This window comes from Mitsuaria sp. TWR114, from assembly GCF_007997345.1.
Genome location: NZ_VOSR01000996.1, coordinates 1 through 957, shown reverse-complemented (window position 1 = coordinate 957; position 957 = coordinate 1). Strand labels below are relative to the sequence as shown.

Annotated in this window: 1 protein-coding gene and 1 pseudogene; both read left to right on the top strand. The window is 71.7% G+C overall.

Going from position 1 to position 957, the window contains the following annotated elements:
- A pseudogene (locus tag FUT87_RS26665) lies at positions 1-249 on the top strand (EEP domain-containing protein); the annotation flags it as partial.
- A partial coding sequence (clsB, locus tag FUT87_RS26660; RefSeq protein WP_147242933.1) for a cardiolipin synthase ClsB occupies positions 246-957 on the top strand: 712 nt, incomplete at its 3' end. The pseudogene FUT87_RS26665 and the gene clsB, both read left to right, overlap by 4 nt.

Sequence of the window (957 nt, the reverse complement as noted above, 5' to 3'; positions counted from 1 at the left end):
GTGGCCGGCGACTTCAACGACTGGCGCCAGCGCGCCCACCGCATGCTGAGCCGCTGCGCGGGACTGGCCGAGGTCTTCGTCAAGTCCTACGGCGCGGCCGCACGCACCTTCCCGGCGCGTTTCCCGCTGCTGCCGCTGGACCGGATCTATGTGCGCGGCGCCTCGGTGCAGCATCCGATCGTGCTGCCGCGCCGGCCCTGGTCGCACCTGTCGGACCATGCGCCGCTGGCCGCGGAGATCCGCCTATGAAGCGTCCGGACTGGACCGAGGGCAACCGCATCGAGCTGCTCGAGAACGGCGAGGAGTACTTCCCCGCCGTCTTCGCCGCGATCGAGTCGGCCCGCGAGGAGGTGCTGATCGAGACCTTCATCCTGTTCGAGGACAAGGTCGGCCTGGCCTTGCGCGAGGTGCTGATCGCCGCCGCCCGGCGCGGCGTGCGCGTGGACATGACGGTGGACGGCTTCGGGTCGCCGGAGCTGTCCGAAGGCTTCGTCCGCGGCCTCACCGAGGCCGGCGTGCGGCTGCACGTCTTCGATCCGCCACCGCGCCTGTCGCGCCGCCTGAAGCCGTTCCGGCGGCTGCATCGCAAGATCGTCGTCGTCGATGGGACGACCGGCTTCATCGGCGGCATCAATTTCTCGGCCGACCACCTGATCGATTTCGGTCCCGAGGCCAAGCAGGACTACGCGGTGCGCGTCCACGGCCCGGTGGTGACGCAGCTGCGCCGCGCGACGCTCGAGATCCTCGGCACGACGACGACGAAGACTGCAACAACGGAGACGACGACGGCGCCCTCGGCCGGCCCCGCCGCGCAGCGACGCTGGTGGCCCGGCCGGGCCCGCGAGCCGCGCGCGATGTCGTCAGCTACGCCCGGAGACCGCGCCGCGCGCGCGGGCCCGGCCAAGGCGGTCGTCGTCACCCGCGACAACCATCGCCATCGCGACGACATCGAGCGCA